Below are 23,965 nucleotides of genomic sequence, written 5' to 3'. Positions count from 1 at the left end.
GAATCTCGCAGTGCCATGAATAACGATTTCAAGCCATGCATAGACACCGCTCGACGGTGTCTATGCATGTAGACCCTGAAGTAGCCTATTGGTTCGGATTGAATCGCAGTTGATTCAGCCGTTCCAAGCCCTGAGCTATCTCGCTTTGCACCGGCGGCGGTACATCAAATAGGCCAACAGGCAGGGGGTCTTCCAATGTCCAATCGATGCGCTTGCGTAAAGTCGCCGCTAGCTCAGAATTGAACTGCTCAATCGGCGCCCAGAGTGCTTCCCGCGCCTCGGTATCATCAGCTAATTGCCGGAAGGTAGAACCGAAGTGGAGCTTCTGAAACTCGACCGGAGCTTCGTCAATCAGCCAGTGGTATGTTCCCGTTCCAACCGTGTACTCCTGGCCATCTGGCAAGCTGACTTCGGCTGTCGCGTGAGCCGGAACGACCAGGTGGCAGTGCACTTGGTCGCCTTTCCTTGACCACGAAGTTTCAATACGTCCCGACGGTGATTCAAGAGAGGCATTCACTTCGTCGATCTGACGTGCAATAACAGGAGCATAACGGATCTTGCGATAACCGGCGGCTACTGGTTCGATTCCCGCCAGCCTTCGATAAAGCCAATCCACCACCGCACCGAACGCGTAGTGATTAAACGACGTCATTTCTCCAGGGTTGATGGATCCGTCCGGCAACAAGGAATCCCAGCGTTCCCATATTGTCGTAGCGCCCATGGAGACAGGATAGAGCCAGGATGGAAAATCCGATTGGAGAAGTAGCTGCATCGCAACGTCCGGATGGCCAGCGTCGGTGAGTGCATCAAGAATGATCGGGGTGCCCACAAACCCCGTAGCAATACGGTATCCATTACGACGCGTTAGGTCGGCCAAGCGTTGACCCAATTTTTCACGGATGGTCGAATCAGTGACCAAGCCAAAGTGCAGAGCAAGTGCATACGCAGTGGGCGCGTCCGACGCCATGCGGCCGGCAGGAGTAACGAAATGGTCGTGAAACCCTCGCCGGGTATGTTCGGCACGTTGTTCGTACTGCATAGCCAACGTTGACTGCTGCTGTCTCAGCCATCGAGCCACTATTAAGGTGGACCGGTAGAGGTATGCCGTAGCCACAATATCGCTAGAAGTTTTGGCAGCCCCTGGTGCGTCAGCCGGAGCATCCGGATCGAGCCAATCGCCAAATTGATTATGCTTCTGCCAAATGCCTGAATCATCCACGAATGGTTGAACGGCGTCCACCATGGAGCGCATACTGGACAGCTGGCGGACCGAAACCTGTTCATCGCCAAAACGATGAGTCAGTGTGTCGGGCACGATCGTTGCCGCATCGGCCCAGGCGGCCATAGGGCCGACCGGAAACTTCAGCGCATCAGGCACAACAAAGGGAACGATTCCATGACGTTGCTCCTGCTCAAATTCAAGATCCTCAAGCCAGCTACCCAGGAATCCGGCGCAGTCGAATAAAGTGCTGGCTGTCGGGACAAAGCTCTGCACGTCTCCGGTCCAGCCCAATCGTTCATCACGTTGCGGGCAATCTGTGGGCACGGAGAGGAAATTGCCGCGCATAGACCATACGACATTTTCGTGGAGCCGGTTCAGTCCAAGATGCGAGGAGCTAAACTCTGCGGTTTGTTTCATATCGCTGTGTAGAACCACCGCGGTAACGTGTCGCGGATCAAAGTCCGTAGGCCATCCATCGATATGGGCATAGCGGAAGCCATGGAATGTTCCACGTGGTTCCACTACCTGATCCGGTGCGCCCGATAGAATGAACCTATCGGTTGCGGTCGCACGGCGCAATGGGCGTGTCGCCAGCTCATTATTTTCGATGACTTCAGCATGACGCACCGTAATTTCAGATCCCTCGGGTCCGCTTACTTGCAACCGGATTCTCCCGACCAGATTCTGTCCAAAATCCACGATGTAACCGCCATTTGGAGCTTGCCAGTGCGTGCGCACGCTTAGCTCCCGTACTCGACGAACTGGCTCGTGCGTTCGAGGAACAGGTGCGGCATCAACCTCCGTGACACTTGCAGGAACACCGCTGCCAGTACGGCGGCGCCTTGTATCGAGGAATTCTCCTTTGTATATCCCCGAGTCGACAATTTCATTCTCCCCGTCGGCTAACCAGTGCGAGCCGGTGACGATGCTCTGCATGGATCCATCGGCATAGCGTAATCGTAGTTCTAGTGCCGCTACTGGTTGTTCCCCGTAGACGCGAGTGCCCTGCGGTCCGAACCCGTATTCTTCCGTGTACCACGCACCGGTCAGCTCTATTGCTAGACGGTGAGTACCGGCCGATAGCCTGTCTGTCACTTCGAAGGAATCGTAGAGGACCCGGGATTCATAACTGGTCCATCCCGGACTCAAGACCGCATCATCGGCTGCTTGGTCGTCGATTAGGACCGTTGCAGCCCCTAAGGCAGAGTGATGGATCACTGCGTCAATAAGTCCATCTTGTACGTCAAAATCATGACTCAGCATGACCGGCTGCGCGGCGCGTTGAGGATCAGGTAACCCGATGAATGGTGCCGTCCAAGTCCCACGCGTCGCCAACCGTAGCTTGAGGTTCGACGACCAGGCACTCCAGCCACCGCTTGCGGCCTCGATGCGAACCCTTACATGATGGATTTCGTCTTCTTCTAGATCCGCAAATGGCCACGCGACAAAAGTGTTCTCCGATGTGAACAGCTCTATGGTTTGCGAAGAATCCAGTTGCAACTGAACGCGATGTTGCTCCCATCCTGATTCGTTGGTTTGTACAACCCATGACAACCGTGGACGCGCGGTCGCGACAAAAGGCGAATCGCCACGATACTCTGCTCTGAGAACTACAGAACTCATTGGTACTCGCTTACTACTGGAATTGACAGGTCAAGTCCGTATCCCAAGGGAAACAGTGGATCTTGTGTATTTGCACCCGCGTCTTCGTCTGCTTCTTCTACGGCTTTCATTGTCCGCGGAATTTCAAAAGGCAACCGCCCCTCTGGAGCGATCGAACCCGTTATCGCATCGATCAGGGCTAGGTCGCTGACTCCGAATTCTGCTACCAGGCTGCGGACTTCATTTACAACTGGGGTAAGGATCGCTGGCCGTGCAAGGCACACAACAAGAACTGTGGGAACGGCACGAGCTATCGAATTAATGTGTGCGATGTCCTGTGATTCAAATTCCAGCGACCCTTGTTGCATCCCCTGTTCCAGAAAATATGTATCGCGCGGTTCAAAGGGAGCATTTCGTCGAAGAATGGCTAGGTCGGCTTGTTCTAGTGGCACGCTCTGCCATGACGCTGGCAAAGAGTCACTATCTATCCCCTCCACATAGACCTTGTAAGAGTCAGCCGCCAACGGTAGCAATTCCGAGTCGTTTTTAAGTATGGTTACGGCCCGGCTTTGCGCCCGTGCACCCGCCTCGACATCGGCCCGCGCAGGGATTTGGCGCACATCAGTTATGTCATCCGATGCATCGGCGAATACTCCCATCCGCAACATCAGCTTCATGACCCGAGTAGCGGCGCGATCCACGGTGCTTTCTGCTAGCGCACCGTCGGCAATGAGTTGCAAAACCGAGGCTGTATCGTGCTCACCGCCAAACTGGTCGATTCCTGCGTCAAGTAGCCGTCCATAGCGTTCAGGAATGCTGAGGTGTTCTACACCCCAAGCCCGCGAAGGAAACGGCTTTCCAAAAATTTCCACGTCTGTAACCAGCCCGAAGTCGCTGAGCACCATTCCTTGATAGCCCAGCTCTTCACGGAGCAAACCGGTGATGATTTGTTTGTTGTATCCAAACGCCACTTCCGCAATGTGCGCACCGTTGCGAGTCAGCCCCATGGGCATACCGTAATACGGCATGATGACCTCTGCCCCTGCATCAATGGCAGTCCGGAATGGTTCTAGGTGTTCTTCAAACTTTCCCGCCGGATACACTTGTTCGCGCCCATAGGGGAAGTGCGGGTCTTCGCCGTTAAGCTGAGCGCCCCCGCCAGGGAAATGCTTAATGACGGCTGCTACCGACGATGAGCTGAGATTTTCGCCCTGCAGTCCACGTAAGTAGGCTTCGAGTAGTCTTGATGTCTGTGCAGCGGTTGTTCCAAAACTCTGAGCTTGACGCGCCCACCGAGCATCCGTGGTCAAATCTACCTGCGGATGTAGACCCATTCTGATGCCCATGGCCCGGTAGTCTTTGCGAACGATTTCTCCGAAGCGACGTACTTCATCTGGATCGTTAATGGCACCGAGCCCAATGGGCTCTGGCCACTGTGACACACCTTGAGCTCGGTGCGACGCACCATCGTTCTGAATAAAGGAATGTCGTGGGTCCGTGGAGAATACCAAGGGGATTCCACTGCCCTCCGCACGCGCGAATTCTTGGCACCGTTCGATCATTTCAGCTGTTTGTTCCGGGGAACCGATCGTTGCTAGGCATAAGAAACGAATACGCTTTTCAACGATGATTTCCCTCAACGATGGGCCCATGGGTGACGGGGAATCAAAGTCTTGCCCGGGATGCAGCATGATCATCGGGTGAAAAAGTAGCCCCACTTTCTCTGCTATGTCGAGGCTCGCCACACGTTGCTGCGCTTGCTGAGTTAGAGTCTGTATCACGGTCATGAAGTAGCCTTTCCGGCAAGGAGTAGTGCACGGCGTTCTGCCTGGCGAACCGGGTCGGCAACCGGAGACGAAAGCAAAAGTTGTTTGGTGTAAAGGTGCTGTGGATTGCTCGTCACGATTGCCCCATCGCCTGCTTCGACGATGTCGCCACCAGCCATGACGGCGACTCGGTGGCACAGGGCGCGTACTACGTTCAGGTCATGAGAAATGAAAAGGTAAGCCACGCCTGTTTGTTCTTGGACATCTAAGAAGAGTTTGAGAACCCGCTCTTGAGTTGTTAGGTCAAGAGCCGATACTGGTTCGTCGCAAACGATCAATCGTGGTTTCAGGGCCAGCGCCCGCGCAATGGCAACCCGTTGACGTTGCCCGCCGCTGAATTCTCGTGGCAGACGGCTGGCCGCATCTGCGGGTAGAGATACTAAGTCAAGCAACTCGGCAATTCGCCGCGTTGCCTCTGAGCGCTGGATTCCTTGGGCCCGCAACGGTTCAGACAAAGTATCGCCAATGGTCAGCGAGGGGCTCAGCGATGAGTAGGGGTCCTGAAATACCGCCTGAATACTGGTTGCCAGGCCTCGTCGTTCACGTGTTTTCAAGGTATCAATTCGTTGACCCGCGAAGTGAATTTCACCGGAGGTTACCGGAACCAATCCCAGAACCGCACGCCCCAAGGTCGATTTCCCTGACCCCGATTCGCCTACTAGTCCAACGGTTTCACCTGCACGAACGTCCAAATCAACGCCGTGAAGAATCTCGGGATTCGATCGCCGAAATCCTCGGGACGCATAAGTTATTCGAAGCCCTCGGACATCCAGCAATGGGTTAGATGTTGATGTCATGCCAGCTCCCACTCTGCAAGCGCACCACGCGCCGGTGCATCGTCAAGTAGTGCATCGAAAAGTCCCCGAGTGTATTCGTGTTGTGGTGCGGCGAAAACTTCAGTCACGGTGCCCTGCTCGACGATGGTTCCTTCCCTCATCACAGAAACCCTGTTCGCAAGGTCTGCGACGACACCAAAATTGTGGGTTACCAGCAGCATGGCGATTCCTCGTTCTGTTTGAAGTTCTCGCAGCAGGTTCAGAATCTCAACCTGAACGGTAACGTCCAGAGCTGTTGTCGGTTCGTCAGCAATGATCAGTTCGGGTTCAAGACTCACCGCGCCGGCTATCAGAACTCGCTGTGCCATACCGCCCGAAATCTGATGTGGGTAGAGCCGGAATAAGCGCTGCGGATCGGGGATTCCCACACGATCCAAAAGTTCCATGATCCGATCAGTGGCTTCACCACGGTTGACCTTCAGGACCAGTTGCAGGGGTTCTAGCAATTGCGCGCCGATAGTTCTTGTCGGATCGAGATTCGACATGGGTTCTTGGGGAATGTAGCCAATGCGTTGACCTCGTAGCTTGGCATACTCCTTCTCATCGACCTGGGTGAGATTCAGACCCGCAAATCTGATGTCTCCCGACACAACCTTCCCGCCCTCAGGTAACAAGCCCAGAATCGAAAAAGCAGTTTGTGATTTGCCAGACCCCGATTCACCGATCAACGCGTGGATCTCCCCCGGAGCAATCTCCAACGAAATGCCATGAACTACGGTATTCCAGCCCAAGGCGTGTCGGTAGGCGACGGAAAGGTCCGCAACACTCAGAACGGGATTACTGGAGATGTCCTCACTATGGCGCAGCGGGCTATGGGGTTCTTGTACTCGTTTCCATTCAACGTTTTTTGCGGCACGGCTGTCACCAGTCTGTTCCAATTCATCACGCACTGCATTGCCAAAAAGATTCAAGGCTAGACAGGTAACGGCGATGATGATGCTTGGCCAGATCATAAGTAAAGAAGTACGCGAGATATTGGCAAAACCATCGCTAAGGATGCCACCCCAGGTGGGCAGCGTACTATCTCCAACACCAAGAAAATCTAGGCTGGCCTGGATCGCAATGGCTACCGAAAATAGGCCTGCTGTCAACAAGATTGCCGGAGCTCTTACCGCAGTAAGGATGTGCCGTCCAACAATCCTGAGGTCGCTCAGGCCAGCGACGCGAGCCGCATCAATGTACAGCTCGTTGCGCACAGCCCGTACCGCACCGTGAACGATGCGGTGATAAGACGGTGCCAAGACAATGCCGAAAACTACCATGATGATCCAAATCGATGGTCCGAGCACGGCGCGGGCGGCAAGTAGGACCACGATCGCAGGCAATGACAAGATGGCAGAAGTCAGCCAGTTTGTCAGGGTATCGAACCATCCCAGCCGATAGCCAGCGATGAGCCCAGAACTCACCCCCAAAACTGCCGCGACTGCGACCGCAACAGCAGCGCTGGCAAGGCTCACTGAAGTTCCAACGATGAGACGGGAAAATACGTCCCTGCCTGCGCTGTCGCCTCCCAGCAGATGGCCATCGCCCGGGGCTGCGAGAACAAGTTTAAGATCAACAGCGTTGGGGTCGTATGGAACAATCCACGGGCCGAGCACGACGACAAGAACAAGCACACCGAGGTACGCCGTAGCGAGGAACCCCATGGGATTACGCATTAGTCTGCTCACGATAGATTTGTTAGCTGAGCTTTTCCCTCTCATGACACACGCACTTTCGGATTCAGTAGACCTTGAATCAGATCGATTACAAGATTAATGATGAGTACAAATAGGCCTGTCGCGACAATGATTCCCATCACCAATGGCACATCGCCTTGAATGGTGGCAGCCACAGCGGCTTGTCCCACGCCTGGTGCCGAAAACACCTGTTCAATGACGACCGCTCCACCGAACATCACAATGATTTGCAACCCGAGAATACTCAGTGCCGGACCGGCCGCATTGCGCAGCACGTGACGGTACACCACGCGGTTGTATGGAAGACCCCGCGATCGCAAGGTTCTCACGTAGTCCAGCCGCAGGGTATCGATCATTGCTCCACGAACCTGTTGGGCAACGCTGGCGGTCGCGCCTAGGGCCAGAGCGACGATGGGGAGTGTTATCGTCGAAAGCCATCCGGTAAACGATTTTTCTATGGGGATATATCCGGTCGCAGGAAGCCAGTGCAACGTCAGACCGAAAAGATAAACCAGGAACAAAGCAATTAGGAATCCTGGAACCGCCGAAACGACGAACGAGATCACTTGAGTGACTCGGTCCGCTACCCCACGTTTACTGGCGGCGATGACTCCAATCATGATTCCAGCAATCAGTGTGAGTACGGTGGCTCCGAGAGTGAGCGAAAGCGTTACCGGTAGTCGCGCTGCCAATGCGTCAACGACATACTGACCGGAAAACCATGATCGGCCCAAGTCACCACTGATAGCCCCCGTTGCCCATTCGACGAACTGCTCGATCAGGGGTCGATCAAGCCCGAGTTCGGCTTCCTTGCGTGCAACGATCTCGGGTGCTGCAGTGTTTCCAACGAGCCGGCGCGCAATGTCATGGGCACCTGAATACAAAAGCACGAACCCAAATACGCTGATTGTTACCAAGGTGAGAACACCGGAAAGTAGTCTGCGAAAGATAAAGGAAGTCATGGTTTAAATCGGTATGTCCAACTAGTGCCGGACACACTATTCCTTTCACTGAGCGGGCTGGATGTTCCACAAGTACGGCACAGCGTTATCGCTTTGCACTTTGGCCTGTGTCGAAGCATTCGTCATGAATGCCGAGTAGGGGCGATACACCGGGGCATACCACGCCTGCTCAACGATGTACGCGTTCAGTTCTTTGGCTGCTGTATCGGCTTCAGCTCCTTCGGTTGTACGAATTACCTCCGCAAGTTTCGCTACTGTGTCGTCGGCACCGTGGAAAACATTCCATACGGATTCGGGAAGCATCGAAAACTGAACCGTCTGCCACGGAGTTGGATCTAGCTGTAGCAGAAAGTTAAAGGCTGCCCAGTCACCACCTAGCACTCGGCCAAAAAGATCATCTCCAGTTGGTTCCCACTCAACGGTGATTCCCACAGACCCCAGCTGTTCTGCATAAATCGCAAATTCGGATTCAGGCACAAAATCGTTACTGGGCATCGTTAGGGTGAAGCCGTCCGGATATCCGGCGTCAGCAAGCAATTCCTTGGCCTTTGCTACGTCATGTGGATACCGATTATCGAGGGCCGGATCATAGGCCGCAGTGCTAGGACTAAAAACCTGGGTGGTTGTAGTTCCAAGACCCCCTGCGAGTGCTTGGACAAGTCCCTCGCGGTCAAGTGCATAGTTAATGGCTTGACGCACACGTACATCACCCAAGGCTTTGTTGACCTTGCCATCATGGTCAGAGAGGAGGAACCCAGTCCAGTTCTGTTCGTAGTTTTCTACAGTGAACCCTGCAGCTTCAGCTTCCGGGCCCTGAGTTGGTGATTGGGCGTTAGCAGCATCCACCTGACCGCCTTTAACAGCGTTCATCAGCGCGGTGGGATCTCCGTAGACAGTCATTTCAATTTCGTCGTAGTGAGTATTCTCCGGGTCCCAATATTCCGGATTCCGATCGAAGACGTACTTCGAGCCCACCACAGTTTCGTCAACATCCAAGCTGTATGGTCCAGAACCGACCGGTGTAGTTTGGGCGTCAACCGAGTCGAACATAGCTGGAGCACCAACTAGACCAGCATTCTGGCTCAGGTAGACAGGGAGCGCCGGGTCGGGTGCATTCAGCGTGATGACCAGAGTAGTTTCATCAGTTGCTTCGGCGGATTTCATTCCTGCTAGAAACGATGCATTTTCGCTCGTACCGTCGCGGAATCGGGTGAGGTTCTCCGCGGCAACATCTGCGGTGAGCGGAGTTCCGTCCGTAAATGTCACCGAGTCTCTCAACTTAAGTGTCAGTTGCGTACGAGTTTCATCCCATGTCCATTCGGTAGCCAGACCCTCGACAATGGTGCCATCGGGTTCAGTACGCAACAGTGTGTCGTAAACGGCTTGAAGATACGGAGACTGGTTAGCCCAAGAGGCTTCCCACGGGGCAAAAGAAGTGAGCTGAGTTACGACGCCCAAACGAAGCTCGCTGGGTGTTTCGGAATCAGATGTGGTGGCATTTCCGGAGCCTGAACAACCTGCCAAAGCAAGCGCTGCGACCAGGCTTCCAACAACAGTGAACTTCGTGCGGCGCAACATACGGCATCCTTCCAGAAGGTGTGAGTGCGGTCGATCGACGAGCGCTGAAGTGAGCCTAACACGAAAATCTTCGGTGTCAAAGGTTTTAAGAAACTTGGTCAATCTGCTAAATTTGCCGTGTGACTGCTACCCGTAAACTTCGTGGCGAATACGCCAAAACCCTCAAGACCAAAGAGATGATCTTGGCCTCGGCGTTCGAGGTCTTTTCCAAAAACGGCTATCTCAATAGCTCCATGGCCGAAATTGCACGAGGCGCCGAGATGACCGTGCCGGGCATCACGAATCACTTTCCAACCAAGGCGCAATTGCTCGAGGAAGTCCTGAAGGAACGCGATCTCGATGCCAATAATCACCTCCTAGGGCGCCATGGGGCGGACCTATTGCGAGGTGTACTGAACATCGTTTCCCGCGACGAAGCGGAAGATAATCTCACACAACTTTTTGCCATCCTTTCCGCAGAGGCCTCCGTTGCCGATCACCCCGCCCACCAGTACTTCACCCAGCGATACGAGGTGGTCCTGGAAAACGTGACTCGTGGATTCGCCGAAGCCGCCAAAGAAGGTCAGCTGCGCACTGGTGTTGACCCCGAAGCGGCCGCGCAATTCCTCATTGCACTATCCGACGGATTGCAGCTCCAGCGTCTCTATAGAGTCGGAAAGCATTCTCAAACTGAATTAATGCGGACATTCCTTGATAACCAACTCATCGATGCCCCATAGTTCCGCGCATCCACGATGAATAGCTCCCCAAGCGGAGCTAGCGATATTCTCACTCAATGGAAGCCCAGAGGAGAAGAGGTGTGCGTAGCCATAAATTTGTGGCTTGATTCCTGTATCCCCACATGCGACTTCAATGGAAAATTACTCTGATCAACCAATGAAGATCAGCTTCGACCAAGATATTGATGCAGTCGCCACCTTTGCAGAGTGTTTTAGCCAGCTCATCCTGCGGACCTGCAGGCCCGCACCAAGATACTTGCGCACAGCGATATTTCGAAGTCCAGTGCTAGGCAGAGCTGGAAAACGTGCAATCCGATCCTCCACAACCCTGACAGATACACAAGCTTTAATCGAGAACACTAAGTCGCTTACCTGGATAAAGACTGCTGAGGAGATTCCAGAATCGCCGGGTCGACTTTATGCGAAATTGAAGCGTGGAATCCTCAGTATGTACACATTTTGGCCTATCCAGAACCGTTTTTCGGTAGTCTGAACCTTAAGTTACTAGGTCCGGAGCCCGGCATTGGGCAGCAGAGGAAGCTCTTGCCGTGATGAAAAGTTCAACGAAGGAAAGATGGCGCGAGGCGTATCTCTGCTACCCGCGGGCCGTCCGCGAGTTTTTTAGAACCGAAGGGCTTGATGGCGCTGCTTCGCTGTCGTACTACATGGTGTTGGCAATGTTCCCGGGCCTCTTGGCCCTGATTTCACTGCTGACGTTGGTGGGAGCCAGCGAAGACGGCACCGAATGGATGTTGGAAGTGCTAAATAGGGCGCTGGCACCCAACGGTGAAACGCTCAGCGCCGAATCTGAACAATTGATGACTACGGCGGCACAGCTTCTCACTACGCTCTCGGACCATGCGACCGGGACGACACTGGCCATTACCGTCGGTTCGTTAGGCGCGTTATGGAGCACCTCGGCCTATGTCACGGCCTTCGGACGGTCGATGAACCGGCTCTTCAAGGTCAGCGAGGGGCGCCCGCAGTGGAAGCGCCGCCCCCAGATGTTCTTCATCACCTTGCTGATCATGATCTTGGCGGTAGTGACCATGGTGCTGCTTGCGGTCTCCGGTTCCGTTGCCATGGCACTGGGTAATATCTTCGGTCTCGGAGACAACTTCGTCACGATCGTCAACCTGGTTAAACCACTAGCCCTGCTCGTCGTGTTCCTGCTGGTTCTTGCCCTGCTTTACTACTTCACGCCCAACGTCAAACGACCGACGTTTCAGTGGTTCTCGCCCGGCACCATCACCGCGCTCATCATTCTGGGATTGTCGGTAGTTGGTTTCAGCTTTTATCTGAGCAATTTCGCCACCTACTCGGCGACCTATGGAACCATTGGTGGTCTCATCGTGCTGATCATCGCTTGCTGGGTCAGCAACATTGCGTTGATCTTCGGTGCGCTGGTGGATATCGAATTCATCAGGCTTCGGCAATTGCGCACCGGGATGCCCGCGGCAGAAGTCGTTCAGCTACCCATCCGCGATTCAACACTCATCGCCAAAAAATCCCTCTCCAACTACCGCGACCTTGTCCAAGCCCAGGACATCCGGATTCAGCACGGCGGGGACCCGCTACAGGACATGCAGATGGATCCATCCGGAAAAACACGGCGCAAGACCAAGCTGGCACCCGTCGTGCTGGGCGCCACCGTCGCCTGGCTCGTTTCCCGCTGGGTCGTCAAAAGGGCCGCCGAGCAGCACGTCTCAGAAGAGACTGATGAGGCTATTGGCCGCCCATAAAAACCCGGTGGCACCCAAGATCAGCATCACCACAAGCCAGAGGCTGGCGAAGGTACCAGTCGCGTGGGCAATCAGATACGCGTCAGACTGGCCAACGTCCTGCCGCCGCCAGGTGTGAACCGCAATCACCTTCACAAAGTCCTTGACCCCGGCCAGGAGCAAGAAGCCGGAAATCAGCAAGGCAAGATAAATGTAGGCGCTGGCCGGAGCGAAAAAAACCACCGCGAATGCCACCGCGGAAGTGATCAGGCACACCACTAGCGCAGGCCAGTTGCGGGCGAAAAACAGGGCGATCACGAAAAACAGCGCATAAATACCCAGCGCCCGGCCGGCGTACCCCGCCGAAACGGCCCACAGCATCACAGCAGAGACCCACAACGGGGCCGGGTAGCCGAACAAACCAGAAAAAATGACCGAGAACTTTCCGCGGCCACGACTGACAACTTCCCCGGAATGATCCCATCCCAACCGCAGCCCCATCACAAAACGTCCGGTCAGCATGGCCGCGACAATGTGCCCCATCTCGTGAACGAGGGTGGAGTACAAGCCGGTAATACGCCAGACCCGGCGTGGTAGCACCAGCAGGCCCACCACAGCGGCCAGCGCAACCCACTGCCAGCTCTGCAGGTCCACGGCAACCGGCTGTGCGAGGCGAGCCCAAGCTTCGCCAATATTCAGGTTCATTTCAGCTCTCCTGCTCGGGCTGGATGCGCCCTGCGACTGTAGTACGTTTCCATTCTTCCAAGCTCGGCGTGCGGTGCGGCTACGCACAACACGGTGTTGGTCATGTTCTAGGAATAGTCACAGCTGCTCACCATAAGATGGGGTCATCAGCTCTACTTATCTATATGGAGGTTCCTCGTGTCCCGTTTGGCTTCAACTGCGCTTGCCGTGACCGGTCTTGCTGGTGGCTACGCAACCGGCCGTGCGACCAAAAAGCGTCCGCTGGCAGCAGTGGTCCTGGGTGCCGCCGGTGTTGGCGCATTCCTCATCTGGAAGAAGGATGCAGGTACCGCCACGGCGGTGGCCTTGATCAGTGCCTACCTCGGCGGGTTTGGCGCTTCCCACCCGCTGGCCAAAAAGATGGGCGCCTGGCCGGCTGTCAACTCGGTAACCGCCGGGGTCGGTGTCCTCTCACTGCTGCTGGGCGGCAAAAAGAAAGCAACTGACCAGTAAGAACCAGAATAATCTTTTTGTCGGGGTCGAGTGCTACGTTGACTAGGTACCTATCTAGTCGGCGAAAGGCACCGGCCCCGTGTTCTTTTTGGACCAACACCTCGTATTTTCGGCCAGCGACCTCTCCATTGCCGTGGAATGCCAATACCAGTCGCTGTTTGTGCTGGACATCAAGCTGAAACGGCGCGAACAGCCAGAAACCGTCACCGACGAAATGCTGCACCGCACCGCCTTGTTGGGCGACGTCCATGAACACCGGGTCCTGGAGCAGCTGGTGCAAACCTACGGTGAGTACAACCCGCAGACCGGGACCGGTGTCAAGCAGCTTGTTAACCGGCCGCAGATGAACGAACAATCCCTGCGCCAGGCCCATGACGAAACCATCGCCGTGTTGCGCAGCGGGGCAGACGTCATCTTCCAGGCGACGTTTTTTGACGGGTCGTTTGTGGGTTTCGCCGACTTTTTGGTGCGCCAGCAGGACGGAACTTGGGCCGTCTGGGATACAAAACTTGCCCGCCATGCGCGGGTCAGCGCACTGCTTCAAGTCGCGGCCTACGCGGATCAGATGATGGCCGAAGGGATCGAGGTCCACCCCTCCACAACCCTCGTTTTGGGTGACGGCACCCATTCGACTCATCGGATTGACGAGATCTTGCCGGTCTTCCGCGCCCAGCGCACCCGGTTCCTGGACATGGTGCACTCACATATTGCCTCCGATGGCACGGTGGCGTGGGATTCGGACCAACTTCGCATCTGTGGACGGTGCGGCGTCTGCGCCGAGCAGGTGGAAGAAAACCGTGATGTCCTGTTGGTCGCCGGCATGTCCATGGCGCAGCGTGAAAAGCTCAGGCGCCAGGGGATCTTCAGCATCGACCAGCTGGCCGCCCTTGAACCAGAGCCGCGCACCGCGCTGGCCCGCACCGTGGAGCAGGCGAAGATGCAGCTTGGCATCGGTGAAAAAGATGGAACCACCCAAGGTGTCTCCTATCGGGTCAAAGACGCGCACACCATCTCCAGCCTGCCCAACCCCGACCAGGGTGATATCTTTTTCGATTTCGAAGGGGATCCGCTGTATCAGGAGCCGTTAGATGATTCCTGGGGATTGGAGTACCTGTTCGGTGTCATCGAGAACGACACCGGCGAACCGGTCTTCCGCCCCTTCTGGGCGCACAGCAGGGCCGGCGAGCGCCAGGCATTCCTCGACTTCATCGAATACGTTCAAGAACGCCGGCGCCGCTTCCCGAACATGAAGATCTACCACTACGCGGCGTATGAGAAGAGCGCCCTGCGCAAGCTCTCCCAGGTCCACATTGCCGGAGAGGACCAGGTGGACCAGTGGCTACGCGAGAATCTGCTGATCGACCTGTATGACACCGTGCGCAATTCGCTGGTCGTTTCGACCCGTTCCTACTCCATCAAAAAACTTGAGCCGCTGTATATGGGCGAGCACCTGCGCGCGGGCGAGGTCACCGATGCCGGGGCCTCGGTGGTCGCCTACGCCCAATACATGGAAGCCCGGGATTCCGGTGATTCCCGCACGGCCCAGCACATGCTGGATTCCATCGCCGATTACAACGAATACGATTGTTTGTCGACGTTGCGCCTGCGGGACTGGCTGCTGTCCGTGGGGGATTTCCAACCGCATGCACTGATTTCCGAGTCGGCAGTCCAGGAAGCCACCGAGGAATACGAACCGACTCCCGAGGAACTGCGGCTGCACAACTACCTGGCGGCCCTTCCCCAGTCCGAACCACTCAGCGCCGATGACCGCGCCATTGCGATGGTTGCCGCCGCCACCGGCTACAACCGCCGTGAAAAGAAGCAGTACTGGTGGGATCACTTCGACCGGCTTTCCAAGCCAATGGACGAGTTCTCCGACGTGCGCGGGGTGTTTATGGTTGATTCGGCGCAGGTCCTTGAGCCCTGGCAGAAAGCAACACCGCGAGCACGCACCCTCACCCGGACTTCGCGGCTTCGCGGAACCCTGGCCGAAGGGTCGCTGCTCTCCCCCGGGTCCAGTGTTTTCGCGATGTTCGCAGCTCCGTTACCCGAAGGAATGGAAGTTGATGACGAGGCCCTACGCGGCGGAGCGTTTAATGCCACCGTGGTGGAACTCGGCGAGGGGTGGATCACGATTGCGGAGAAAACCAGCGGCAAAATCCCCGAGTACGGGGCTTTCCCGGTGGCGTTGACCCCGGACAAACCCATTGCCACCCAGAGCATCGACCAGGCGTTGGCTCAGATCGCCATTCAGGTGGGTTCCACGGTTCCGGTGCTCCCGCGGCAACCGGGCATCGACATCCTGCGCCGTATTCCGCCGCGCTTGAAGACCTTGTCCGCCCCGGCAGAGCCGGCCGTGGTGGATGGAAGCACCCAGGTGTATCAGGCCGTGGTGCAGACCCTGAAAGATCTGGACAACTCATACCTGGCGGTGCAGGGTCCTCCGGGCACCGGCAAAACCTTTGTCGCGTCTCATGTGATCCGCGAGCTGGTAAACGCGGGCTGGAAAATCGGGGTGGTGGCCCAGTCCCATGCGGTGGTAGAAAATGTGCTGCACAAGGCGATCGCCGCCGGCGTGGACCCGGAATTTGTGGCCAAGGAGGTCAAACACAAGGATCCGGTCCCGTGGCACGGCACCAGCAAAGACGATCTGTCCGCAGTGCTCTCCAGGCAGGGTGGTGCGCTGATCGGCGGAACCGCGTGGACCATGACCGGTTCCAAGGTTCCCGCCGGCAGCCTGGACCTGCTGGTGATCGACGAGGCCGGCCAGTTCTCGCTGGCCAACACGCTGGCCGTGTCCCAGGCCGCACGCAACCTGTTGCTGCTCGGAGATCCACAGCAGCTGCCGCAGGTGACCCAGGGCTCGCACCCGCAACCGGTGGATGAATCGGCCCTCGGGTGGCTTTCCAATGGACGTGCGGTGCTGCCCCGGGAGTTGGGCTATTTCCTCGCCGCGTCGTGGCGTATGCACCCGGCGTTGTGCGCCAAGGTCTCCGCGCTGAGTTATGACCATCAGCTGTTCTCCGCCCCCGCGGCAGGAGACCGCATCCTGGATGGAAGTTTTGCCGGGGTTCAAACCCGTCTGGTGGAGCACCGCGGCAACACCGTGAGCAGCATCGAGGAGGCCGGGGAAATTGTCCAGGTGGTGCGCGAACATCTGGGACTTGAATGGACTCCGGGACCCGGTGCACCGGCCCGGGCGCTGGACACCCAGGACATCTTGGTGGTCGCGGCCTACAACGCGCAGGTCAACCTGGTCCGCGAGATCCTCGAAGCCGAGGGGCTCGGCGAGGTACGGGTTGGTACAGTTGACAAGTTCCAGGGCCAGGAAGCTCCGGTGGTGCTGGTGACCATGGCCTGTTCCAGTGCCGCGGATGCAGCCCGGGGCATCGATTTCCTGCTCAACCGCAACCGCATCAACGTGGCGATCTCGCGTGGCCAGTGGAAGGCGGTTGTTGTGCGTAGCGACCGGCTCACCGACTACCTGCCCTCCAGTCCTGCCGCGCTGTCACAGCTCGGTGCATTCATGGCCCTGTGACCGCCGATGGGTGCGTCGAGGATTCGGCCCGGAGTGCTTAGCGTGCCGGGTCGATGACCTTGTCGACGTCGAAGAATTCGGCGAGCACCGGACGGTCCCCGCGCTGTTCCTTCTCGAACTGGAGCCCGTCGATGTTGATACGCATCTGCCGTTGGTAGTTATCGGTCTGTTGCATCCAGGCACGGATGGTCCCGTCCACCCCGTAGAAGTACTTGAACCCTTGGTCTTTCAGGTATTCGTAGCGGCTGCCGGAGTATTTTGCGGTATGGGCGATGTCTGAGCCGAACGGGTAGATCAGATGCTCTGTCTTGCCGACGATCGGTTCAACCTCCGCCTTCCACAGTTTCATATCCCGTTTAAAGCGAGCCATGTCCACGGTGCCGGTAGCGATGTGCCCCCAGGAGTGCGAAGCGAAAACCCAGCCTTCCTCTTTCATGGCGTTGGCGACCTCGGTGGCCGCCTTCTGGTCCTTTTCCAGGTTTTTGTTCTCCGGGTACTGGCTGGCCGAGGTGCGGTAGCCGAACTCGCCGTTATACCCGGTCATGGCCACCAAGCCGCGGGCATCACGGTAGGAGAAGTCCGGGTGTTCGTCCACGAAGTCGTCGATCATGGTGGTGACGTCGTAGGCTCCCACGTGGGTTTTCCCCTTGGCGTCGGTGTATTCGTTGCGGACCTTGCCGTTCTTGTCCACCAGCAACTTGCTCGCGAAGCCGTCCCCGTCCATGTATTCGTAGTAGCTCACGTCATCCACCGAGAGCACCAGCGGTTGTTTGCCCTCGGGCAACATGATCTTGCGATAGGCCATGTTGCCCTTTTTATCTTCAGCGGCGAAATCTTCCGGATTCACCAATACAAAATCCCGTGCGTAGAGCTCTTTGATGATTGCGGTGAACTCTTTCTGGGTCACCATGTAGTCCTTGTATCCCTGCGCGGCATTGTCACCGTCGAAGGCGCGGTCGGTGTCGATCACGAGTGAATGGAAAAACAGGTGAGGGATCTGATTCGGTGTTTCCCAGGCAACGGTCTGGGCCTTTTCGTCCTCCAGCCCCGGGACCATCTTGGTCAGCTCTTCGCTGGAGTCTTTGGCGGCCAGCTTGATCGCGGCCGAATAATCGTACCCATCGGCCAACCGGTTGATTTCAGCTTTGGTTTCGGCCACGCGCGCCTCTTCCTCGGCGGCCTGTTTGGAGGCCTGGGCCGCGGCGGCATCATCGTTCGCCGGATCCTGCGGGTTGGATTGCTCACTACTGCATCCGGCGAGCGCAACCACCAGTATTCCCGCCGCCATCCACCGTACGAACTTCATCCGCTTTAACCTCCATACCCGAAACGAACCGCCATCACACCGATCTGGTGCTATTCCGGCCTGGTTCCGACACTACACAGGGCGCCGGTCCAATAACACCGAATCCCAGTTCATTACTCAAATCGATACGGAACTGACATCTTGCACGCAGAGCCCACACATTTCGGGTGGAGCCTGATGCTCTAGAATTAGTTGGTTAGGCGTCGAGAAGATCAAGGAAATGCATGCAGCCCTCGCACCGCGCGAATAGCCTGTGGATTCAGTCCCAGCAGTTCAGAAGCTCGGCGGCGTACCGGCTCTTAACTGCTCAGCCCTGGGCGGTCGCATTTATTCGAGCCGAGTTCACCGCCGACCGTCCGCGGATCGCCCTGGAACTATTTCATGCCTCGCTGGATTCTTTTCTGAAAACCGCGCGACGCAGCGATGAACAGATTCCGCAGTCCTACACCGCGCAAGACTTCGCCGAAACCTGGGTGAAACAAGGTCTGCTGGCCCGGCCGCTGATCGACGGACGCTTCGTTTATGAACCCAGCGCCCAGACCCTGCGCACGCTGCGTTTTCTGGCGGATTTCTCCACCGACGATTCACACCTGAATTCTTCGCGCTTGAACACCCTGCTGTCCTCGCTGGAATCCCTAGCCCATGAAACCGACCCGGATCCCGAGGCGCGTATTCGTGCCTTGGAATCCCAGATCGCGTTGCGCCAGGCGCAGATCGACCAGCTGCGCACCGGCACTGATCCTGCGGTGCTGTCCCGAACCACGGCGTTGTCTGCCGCCCGCTCCGTGCTGGACTTGGCCGCAAGCCTTCCGGCGGACTTCCGCCGCATGCGTGATGGGGTGCAGGACATGCTCCATTCGCTGCGCGAGGGAATTTTGGATGCCTCGACCGCCAAGGGAGTTGCGGTGGGGCAGGTCTTGGAGGCCGACCGCCAGCTGCGTTCAACGGCTGAGGGGGAAACCTTCCGCGGCTTCACCGAATTCCTCAACTCACCCGAAGCCCAGCAACGATTCCGTGCCGCCCTGGCCGAGGTGTTGGAACGCGACTTCGTCGATGACTTGGACGCCCCCGAACGCCAGATCCTTACCAACCTGCTGCGCGAGCTGCGCCGCCAGGCTACCGAAGTTCACACCTCCTACGGCAAACTTTCCGAGTCCCTGCACGCCTTTGTCCAGTCCGAAGACTATAAACAAGCCGAACTCCTGCGCCGGGCGGTCCGTGAAGCCGAAGCCGCGATCAACAAGTCGCTGGTCCTGAAACCGCGCAGTGGCCTGGCCCCGATGGAGCTGTTCGCCCCGCAGTTCGTGACCCTGCACGGCTTGGGGATCTATGACCCCTCCGAGCATGTGGCCCCTCCCCCGTTGGCCCAGGCGCCGGAGTTCAGCGCCCAAGACATCATCCGCACCCCCAGCACCCCGGAAGCGGACATGCCTGCCTTGCGCGAGGCGATCACCGCGTCCGTGCGCCGGTCCAGCGAATCACCGGTTCGCCTGGACAAAATGTTCAACGAACTTCCACCGGAACACCAGCACCTGAACACCATCCGGGCGCTGATTGAAATAGGGCGCACCAACGGGGAAACGCTGCACACCAGCGAGCTGCTGAGCGTCGAGTTCACCCAGCTGGACGGTTCGACCCGCACCGCATACCTGCCCGCCCTGAGCTTCACGAAGGAGCCGCTATGACCTACACCGACTCATACGCCGCACCGATCACCGACCCGTTGTTCGACGGCGATTCCGGCAGTTTCCCGCTTGCGCTGCGCCAGCTGTTGGTACGGCTGCTGCGCGGCCCGTATCTGGATGGCTCCACCGACGCCGCAGCCTGGCAGCTGCTGATCGATACCCAGGACACCCTGGGCGCCTACTTCTCCGAGATCTTCCTCGTCTTGCGCCTGGATATGGACCGCAAGATCGCCATGTTGGCACCGGTGGATATCGAGCAGGCACACACCGCCCCGATCGCCCCGCGCCGTCCGCTCAAACGAGATGAGACCCTGCTGGCGTTACGCCTGCGGCTAGTGCTGGAACAGCAGGCCGGTACCGGGGTTGGCGCGGTGATTTCCCGCGCCGGTATGCATGAAGTCCTCTCCGAGCACCGTTCAGCGACCGACCGCGACGACAAACGTTTCGCCGAATCCTGCGATGCGGCGATTGCCCGGCTCGGTTCCCTCCGGCTGTTGACCAACACCGAACTTGCCGACGAATTCCGGATCTCCCCGGCCCTGGCCATGGCCCTGCCGATCTCCTCGATCCAGGACATCCCCCGATATCTCGCCGCGATCGACGCCAATGAGAGTGTGCTGAATCTTTCGCAGGCCGAACCGGATGACGCCGAGACATCCGAACAGACCGACCCACTGGTGCAGGAGTAGCCGATGAGTATTGAAATGACGCTGCCGCTGGGTGGCGAAATCAACCCCGGCCAGCACCGGCTCTCGCGCGTCCAGCTGGTGAACTGGGGAACCTTCCACGGGCTGCATGACGTGGGGGTGGACCGGGCCGGAACACTGGTCACCGGGCACCCGGGGGTTGGCAAATCCACACTCTTCGACGCCATGGGGCACGTGTTTTTCGCCAGCCCGCGGCTCAACGAGTCGGCTAACGACGCGGCAACCCGCGAGGACCGCCGCACCACCTTTTCCTATATGCGCGGACGCAAATTCAAAACCAGCACCGGCACCGTGTTCCAACGCCCCGGTGCTACGTGGAGTGCCGTGCTGCTCAGCTACCAAGACGGTCTGGGCAACACGCTCAGCGCCGGGGCGGTATTCGACCTGCCGGATGCCGGGTTGGAGGGACAGGTTTCCAAACACTATCTTTTGTGCGAAGGCGCGCTGGACATTGCGCAACTGGAGAATCATGGACCGCGACGTTTTACGGTCTCTTCGCTGTCCAAGGCGCTGGCCCCCACCGAAGCCTTCGAGACGCATAAGGCATTCATCGATCGGTTGCGCCGGCGCCTGGGTGTTGAAAGCGACAAGGCGTTCGCCCTGCTGCGCACCTTGCAAAACGGCAAAGGCCTAGCCAAGGGCGTGAACCAGTTCTTCCGCCACGAGGTGCTCGAAGAGCCTGCCACGTTGAAGGCCGCCGCGGCTGCAGTGGAGGACTTCGCTCACCTGCGCGGCATTTACCGGCAGCTGGATACCGCGCGCGCCCAACGCGACGTGTTGGCGGCCGTTCCGGACCAGGACCGCGCCTATCGGTTGTTGGCCGAACAGATTGGCGCCACCCGCCAGCTTCTGGAAACCGAGCTGCAACAGCTTCAGGCCCAGGTGCGCCAGCTGGTGCTGCGCAATGACCTGGCCACCCATCGCCGCGAGCATCAGGGCCTGGTGGCCCAGGAAGCCTCGCTGAGCGAACGCAAAAATGCCCTGGATGACCAGTTGCAGGCGCTGGAGGCGGCCCATGACTCCGCCGGCTCCGCCTCGCTGATGCTGCTGGAACGCGAAGCCGATGCCGCCCGCAAGGCGCTGAGCGAGAAGGAACGTGTGCTCCGGGCGCTCAGCGAGCAAGCCGATGAGGCCGGCCTCGGTTTCGAATTCAGCGCCACCGGGTTGGATGAGCTGCGCGCCAACGCGGCACGGACCTTGCAGCAACTGGATTCAATCACCAAGGATGCGCAAACCGTTGAATACGAGGCCATGGCCTCGCTGGTCAACCTGCGCAAGCGGGCCGAAACCCTGAACGAGCAGATCCGCTCCTACCAGCGTCGCGGCACCAATATCGACGACCGTTCGGTCGCCGCCCGGCGCACCATCGCCTCGGCCTGTTCGCTGCGCGAAGAGCAGCTGCCCTTTGCCGGTGAGCTGATGGATGTCTCCGCCGACTGCGCCATGTGGCGTTTGGCCGCCGAAAAGGCGCTGCATTCGGTGGCTCGAACCATTTTGGTCCCCGGCGAGTTCCTCACCCAAGTCACCCACGCCATCGACAAACTCGACGGGTTGGGCAGGGTGCGCTGGGCGGACATCTCCCTGGCGCCGCGCGAAGCCGCTCCGGGACCGGCCGATCTGGTCACCAAACTGGACTTCGCCCCGGGAGAGGCCGGCACCTGGCTGCGCGCCAAAATCGCTGCCGATTATCCGCTGGTCTGCGTGGAGAATGACGCGGCCATCCACATCCATCCCAAGGCGATCACCCCGGCAGGAACCATCAAAACCGGGTCGGGCAGCTTTGAGCGCGACACCCGGACGCTGCCGGCGTCCGAGTACCTTTTGGGTTTCACCAATGAGGCGAAAATTTCCGAGCTGCAGTCCAAGGCTGCACGCCTGGAGATCAAGGTCCAGGATGCCAAAAACGCCGCCGATGAACGCAGCGCCGCCAAAACCAAGGTGCTGTCCAAGGCCCAGCTGCTTGGTGCGCTAGTCAACGATGAACGCACCTTTGCCCAGCTCGATGCCGCCCCGGCGCTGGAGGCGTTGCGCCGCAGCGAGCAAAAGCTGGGGGATGCACTCGCCCTTTCCGGTGATTCCTCGCGGGTCCGCAGCCAAATCGATGCGGCGAAAGCAGAAACCGAAGAGGTGGTCGGCGCGTTGGCGCTGGTTCGTTCCCAGGTGAGCGAACTCGACCTGCATATCGAGCGGGCGCAGAAGGTTTTGGCCTCAGCTGCCGACAGTTCCGATAACTGGTTGCAGCAGGTTTCCGCCGCCCTGCGCAGCCACACGCAACTCGGCCCGCTGCTGGAAGAGGTCTCCACCGGCAACAGCCCCGCCTCGGAGCAGATTTCCGCCGCCTTCGCAGAGGTCAAATTGCAGCTGTCCAGCCAGCTGAACGATTTGAACACGCAGCGCCAAGAGATCGGCGGTGCACTGAGCGAAACCTTCCGCCGGTTTGCCCGCGAATTCGGCGGCTCCCAGGCCCAAACCCATGGCACCTCCCCGGAGGCGGCGGAGCACTACGCGCAGCTGCATCAGCAGATCGTCGCGGACGGCCTGCCGCATCATGAGGCGCAGTTCCGCGAATACTTCGCCAACCGCTCCTACGAACGTTTTAGCGACCTGTTGCAGCTGTTGGATGAAGAGCGGCGAATGATCTCCGAGCGGATCAAACCGCTGAACCAAATCCTCGGTGAAGTGGTCTTCGAGCATGGCTCGTTGTTGCGCCTCGAGGTGGAAAACTCCATCCCGGCAGAGGCTGCCGCATTCCGCAGCGATCTGAAAAACGCGTTGCAGGACGCCTACACCACCAAGGATGAAGGCACCCTGGCCAGTTCCTATCAGGCGCTGGAAACCCTGGTGTCCGCGCTGAGCGATCCGGGCCTGTCGGCATGGCGTTCAACCGTGCTCGACGTACGCCAGCATGTGGTGATCAGCTGCAACGAGCACAAACCCAACGGCGAGGTGGAGACCGGGCTGGAGCCGGGCACACTTTCCGGAGGCGAGGGCCAGCGGTTCACCTCGTTTATCATGGGGGCCGCGCTGGCTTATCAGCTGGGCTTCGCCACGGCGGGGTTCACGTCCTTCGGCACGGTGATGATTGATGAAGCGTTTATCCAGGCCAACTCCGAGTACGCCGCGGCGGGTATCCGCGCGTTGCAGGAGTTCGGTTTCCACCTGGTGCTCGCCGCCCCGGAAGACAAGATCGATCTGAGCCGCCATTTGGGTTCGATTACCGACATCATCAAGCACCCGGGTTCGAACATCTCGGGATTTGTCACCACCGGCCGTTCCCCGGCCATGGCTACCACCATCACGTTGCGCGGTTAGTCAACCGCCGGAGACGGCCGCACACCGGGATCGAAACCGCATTCAACTGCGTTTTCGGTCCCGGTGTGCTGTTGC

The 23,965-nt window shown here is 58.1% G+C and carries 15 protein-coding genes; 7 read left to right on the top strand and 8 right to left on the bottom strand.

What is annotated here, in order from left to right; all coding sequences use genetic code 11:
* Positions 1-85: 85 nt before the first annotated feature.
* The 6 genes from ACIOWL_RS16900 to ACIOWL_RS16875 are packed head-to-tail and all read right to left on the bottom strand — an operon-like array spanning position 86 to position 9,705.
* Positions 86-2,845, bottom strand: coding sequence for a family 78 glycoside hydrolase catalytic domain (locus tag ACIOWL_RS16900; protein ID WP_400387690.1), 2,760 nt, complete (start codon positions 2,843-2,845; stop codon positions 86-88).
* Positions 2,842-4,611: a glycoside hydrolase family 3 protein gene (locus ACIOWL_RS16895; RefSeq protein ID WP_400387688.1), complete on the bottom strand. Its 1,770-nt coding sequence runs from the start codon at positions 4,609-4,611 to the stop codon at positions 2,842-2,844. The genes ACIOWL_RS16900 and ACIOWL_RS16895 overlap by 4 nt, the downstream gene beginning before the upstream one ends.
* A complete protein-coding gene (locus ACIOWL_RS16890; RefSeq protein ID WP_400387685.1) occupies positions 4,608-5,447 on the bottom strand; it encodes an ATP-binding cassette domain-containing protein in 840 nt (279 codons plus the stop codon). Before ACIOWL_RS16890 ends, ACIOWL_RS16895 begins: the two co-directional genes overlap by 4 nt.
* Complete coding sequence (locus ACIOWL_RS16885) at positions 5,444-7,156, bottom strand: ATP-binding cassette domain-containing protein (protein ID WP_400387683.1); 1,713 nt, start codon at positions 7,154-7,156, stop codon at positions 5,444-5,446. Before ACIOWL_RS16885 ends, ACIOWL_RS16890 begins: the two co-directional genes overlap by 4 nt.
* Before the next feature lie 29 nt (positions 7,157-7,185).
* Entirely contained in the window at positions 7,186-8,127 is a 942-nt protein-coding gene (locus tag ACIOWL_RS16880) for an ABC transporter permease (protein ID WP_400387681.1), read from the bottom strand.
* 45 nt (positions 8,128-8,172) lie between these two features.
* Complete coding sequence (locus ACIOWL_RS16875; protein WP_400387678.1) at positions 8,173-9,705, bottom strand: ABC transporter substrate-binding protein; 1,533 nt, start codon at positions 9,703-9,705, stop codon at positions 8,173-8,175.
* Between the two features lie 176 nt (positions 9,706-9,881).
* Here ACIOWL_RS16875 and ACIOWL_RS16870 point away from each other — a divergent pair, with 176 nt between their 5' ends.
* Together ACIOWL_RS16870 and ACIOWL_RS16865 are read left to right on the top strand one after the other, a co-directional pair.
* Complete coding sequence (locus tag ACIOWL_RS16870) at positions 9,882-10,424, top strand: TetR family transcriptional regulator (RefSeq protein WP_400387675.1); 543 nt, start codon at positions 9,882-9,884, stop codon at positions 10,422-10,424.
* A 551-nt stretch (positions 10,425-10,975) separates the two neighbouring features.
* On the top strand, positions 10,976-12,166 hold the full coding sequence (locus ACIOWL_RS16865) for a YihY/virulence factor BrkB family protein (RefSeq protein WP_400387672.1): 1,191 nt from the start codon (positions 10,976-10,978) through the stop codon (positions 12,164-12,166).
* Here ACIOWL_RS16865 and ACIOWL_RS16860 read toward each other — a convergent pair.
* Complete coding sequence (locus ACIOWL_RS16860) at positions 12,131-12,850, bottom strand: M50 family metallopeptidase (protein WP_400387670.1); 720 nt, start codon at positions 12,848-12,850, stop codon at positions 12,131-12,133. The two genes, ACIOWL_RS16865 and ACIOWL_RS16860, sit on opposite strands and share 36 nt — an antisense overlap.
* 177 nt (positions 12,851-13,027) lie before the next feature.
* Between ACIOWL_RS16860 and ACIOWL_RS16855 the strand changes: the two genes are divergently transcribed.
* Both ACIOWL_RS16855 and ACIOWL_RS16850 read left to right on the top strand, forming a co-directional pair.
* Positions 13,028-13,342 (top strand): hypothetical protein, encoded by a 315-nt coding sequence (locus tag ACIOWL_RS16855; protein ID WP_400387667.1) that lies wholly within the window; start codon positions 13,028-13,030, stop codon positions 13,340-13,342.
* Between the two features lie 79 nt (positions 13,343-13,421).
* A complete protein-coding gene (locus tag ACIOWL_RS16850; protein WP_400387664.1) occupies positions 13,422-16,880 on the top strand; it encodes a TM0106 family RecB-like putative nuclease in 3,459 nt (1,152 codons plus the stop codon).
* Positions 16,881-16,917: 37 nt separating this feature from the next.
* Here ACIOWL_RS16850 and ACIOWL_RS16845 read toward each other — a convergent pair whose 3' ends face one another.
* Positions 16,918-18,186, bottom strand: coding sequence for a polysaccharide deacetylase family protein (locus tag ACIOWL_RS16845; protein ID WP_400387661.1), 1,269 nt, complete (start codon positions 18,184-18,186; stop codon positions 16,918-16,920).
* 224 nt (positions 18,187-18,410) lie between these two features.
* On the opposite strand from ACIOWL_RS16845, the gene ACIOWL_RS16840 reads away from it, so the two are divergent.
* From ACIOWL_RS16840 to ACIOWL_RS16830, 3 genes are read left to right on the top strand one after another with little or no spacing between them, the layout of a single operon-like run.
* Positions 18,411-19,871, top strand: coding sequence for a DUF3375 domain-containing protein (locus ACIOWL_RS16840; protein WP_400387658.1), 1,461 nt, complete (start codon positions 18,411-18,413; stop codon positions 19,869-19,871).
* Entirely contained in the window at positions 19,868-20,560 is a 693-nt protein-coding gene (locus ACIOWL_RS16835; protein WP_400387655.1) for a DUF4194 domain-containing protein, read from the top strand. Before ACIOWL_RS16840 ends, ACIOWL_RS16835 begins: the two co-directional genes overlap by 4 nt.
* Positions 20,561-20,563: 3 nt before the next feature.
* Positions 20,564-23,890 carry an ATP-binding protein gene (locus ACIOWL_RS16830; protein ID WP_400387652.1) on the top strand — a complete coding sequence of 1,109 codons (3,327 nt, stop codon included), beginning with the start codon at positions 20,564-20,566 and terminating at the stop codon, positions 23,888-23,890.
* The last annotated feature ends 75 nt before the right edge of the window (positions 23,891-23,965 follow it).

Origin of the sequence: Glutamicibacter sp. NPDC087344 (genome assembly GCF_044744225.1) — a bacterium.
GTDB lineage: Bacteria > Actinomycetota > Actinomycetes > Actinomycetales > Micrococcaceae > Glutamicibacter.
This window is presented reverse-complemented; position numbering and strand designations above follow the sequence as displayed.